Genomic DNA, 2,651 nt, shown 5'->3' on the forward strand with positions numbered 1-2,651 from the left:
TTGCTTTTACAAGCTATTAGCTTGCTCGCTGACTTAATTCAGCTCACGGAAATCTTGCAACCATTACTCTATTGAATATTAACAGCGCCTGCTGGATCAGGCGGTTTTTTTCGTTTTGCTTGGTTCTACGTAAATTAAAGAGCAGAACTACCCATAAAAAATAATTTCATTCACGTACGAGCCTCAAGAAACACTATCATTGCACTATACATAAAAGATAAAAGTATTAAATGATAAAAATACCTATCAATAGACTATTAATCTTTATTAAATGATAGTATTATCATTGTACTTATTTTTTTAAGTCTTTTTGATAGGTAGTCGGTTATGATAGTTCGCATTTATGTACGTGCATCAACTAAAGAGCAAGATGCTGAAAGAGCGCTCAGTGACTTGGTCGAGTTCAGTAAGAGCTATAGCGCTGGACACGTTGAATACATCGAAAATGAAAGCGGCACGAAGTTAACCCGACCCATCCTCAATCGGCTTTTAAACGAATCAGAGCCAGGTGACATTTTACTCGTGGAATCGGTCGACAGATTGTCACGCCTAGAACAAGCCGACTTCGACATTCTTAAGCAACAGATCAAGAGCAAAGGACTGCGCCTGGTCGTCGCTGATCTACCCACAACACACGTCGTTAATAGTGGCATGACAGGAGAGATACTGAACGTCATCAACAGCATGTTGATAGACCTACTTGCAACTATGGCGAAGCTTGATAACGACAAAAGGAGAGAACGCATTAAGCAAGGACTAGAAAGGTCAGGTTACAAGCCGGCAGGAAAGAAAGCCAATACCGCTAAGCATGAGCGTATTAAACAGCTACTTAAGGCCGAAAATATGACAAAAGAAGAAGTAGCAAAAGCTGTAGGTGTGGGTATCGCTACTGTATATCGAGTACAGAGGACGATATAGAAATAAAAATTGGTAGTGTTCAAAAATCTGTGTCATTTCAATAAACTGAATCAAACAGGAAATGACACATCATGGCAAACAACTTTGATTTCGAAGCAGCTTTAAAACAATTACAATCAGGACAACCCCTCACTGGTGAAAACGGTATCCTGACACCACTAATCAAACAGCTGACAGAAGCGGCTTTAAATGCTGAAATTGAAAACTATCTGGAAGAAAATCCTAAACCATCCAATCGCAGGAATGGTTACTCTCGCAAGACCGTAAAATCATCCTCCGGTTCATTTGAACTGGAAACACCTCGTGATCGCACTGGTGATTTTGAGCCTCAACTCGTCAAGAAAAATCAAACCAAACTCTCTGAAGAGATCGACAGTAAAGTCATCTCACTGTTTGCGCTCGGCATGAGCTACCGTGATATTCAAAAACATATTGCCGATATGTATGCACTGGATATTTCCGAGGGTGCCATTACCAATATTACAGACAAGCTAATCCCCGAATTACGTGCCTGGCAACAGAGGCCGCTTGATGCCGTATATCCCTTTGTGTGGCTCGATGCCATCCATTACAAGATCAAGGATGAAGGCCGTTATGTCAACAAAGCCGTTTATACCGTGCTGGGATTAAATACCGAAGGCCATAAAGAACTGCTGGGTCTTTACCTATCAGAAAGTGAAGGTGCTAATTATTGGCTCAGCGTACTCACAGATTTGCAGAACCGTGGCATACAAGACATTCTGATCGCCTGCGTTGATGGGCTTAAAGGCTTCCCTGAAGCAATTGCTGCGATATTTCCGCAGACAGAAGTGCAGTTATGTATTATTCACCAAATCCGCAATAGCTTGCGTTATGTGGCCAGTAAGGATCAAAAAGCCTTTATGGCTGATCTGAAGCCTGTTTACCGAGCAGATACCAAGCAGGCAGCTGAAATGGCGCTAGATGAGCTGGAAGCCAAATGGGGGGATAAATACGAGAAAGTCATTCGTTCATGGCGTGAAAAATGGCATTTACTCAGTGCCTATTTCAAATATCCGAAAGCGGTTAGGAAGCCAATTTATACCACCAATGCGGTTGAAGCAGTACATCGCCAATTCAGAAAACTGACCAAAACCAAGGGGGCTTTCCCGAATGAAAATAGCCTGCTGAAATTGCTGTATATTGGCATTCAACAGGCTTCTGAAAAATGGACAATGCCGGTGACAAACTGGGGGCAAACCATCACACAGTTATCGATTTACTTTGAAGGCAGGCTCGATGATATAATTAAACTCTAGCCAATTCGGCTGACACAGAATTTTGAACGCTCTCTAAAAATTTGATTTTGTCCTACTGATATTTTTTAAAAATAGATTCTATAAGACTACATCTGATTTAGATGTAGTTTATAACAAAGGAATTGTAGTCTTATAAGCTCTATAACCCTTATGTAAAAAGCTTTCCAATGGATTTAAAAGCATTAAAAATATAAAAATTAATTAAAAACCTAAGGAAGAAAAAATTGCCCTATGTTTTCGCTACGCTCAAACTCTATTGAACTTCGCTTTCGCTCAGTTCGTCGGGGCAATTTTTTGGTGAATACTTACGTGACTTTAAGAAAAAGCAAAAGAAACTTGGAATTCGCTTCGCTCATAAAACTTTTTTACTCGCTACGCTCGATCCAGGAACAAATTTCTGCATAAAACTTACGCTTTCTTAGGCTAAAGAGGACAAAAAAAATGTTTTTCAGAGGG

2 protein-coding genes are annotated in these 2,651 nt (G+C 40.4%); both read left to right on the forward strand.

Translation table 11 applies throughout. The features are described from left to right. Positions 1–327 precede the first annotated feature (327 nt). Positions 328–918, forward strand: a complete 591-nt coding sequence (locus FTV31_RS16185; protein WP_127801920.1) for a recombinase family protein — start codon at positions 328–330, stop codon at positions 916–918. 71 nt (positions 919–989) lie between these two features. Further along, positions 990–2,195, forward strand: a complete 1,206-nt coding sequence (locus FTV31_RS16190; protein WP_004911237.1) for an IS256 family transposase — start codon at positions 990–992, stop codon at positions 2,193–2,195. Positions 2,196–2,651: the final 456 nt, after the last annotated feature.

Source organism: Acinetobacter sp. YH16031 (assembly GCF_013417335.1).
In the GTDB taxonomy this organism is placed as follows: Bacteria; Pseudomonadota; Gammaproteobacteria; order Pseudomonadales; family Moraxellaceae; genus Acinetobacter.

What these genes read in the sequence shown, in the direction of transcription:
- FTV31_RS16185 (WP_127801920.1), top strand. Translation starts at nt 328, where the DNA reads ATGATAGTTCGCATTTATGTACGTGCATCAACTAAAGAGCAAGATGCT.
- FTV31_RS16190 (WP_004911237.1), top strand. Translation starts at nt 990, where the DNA reads ATGGCAAACAACTTTGATTTCGAAGCAGCTTTAAAACAATTACAATCA.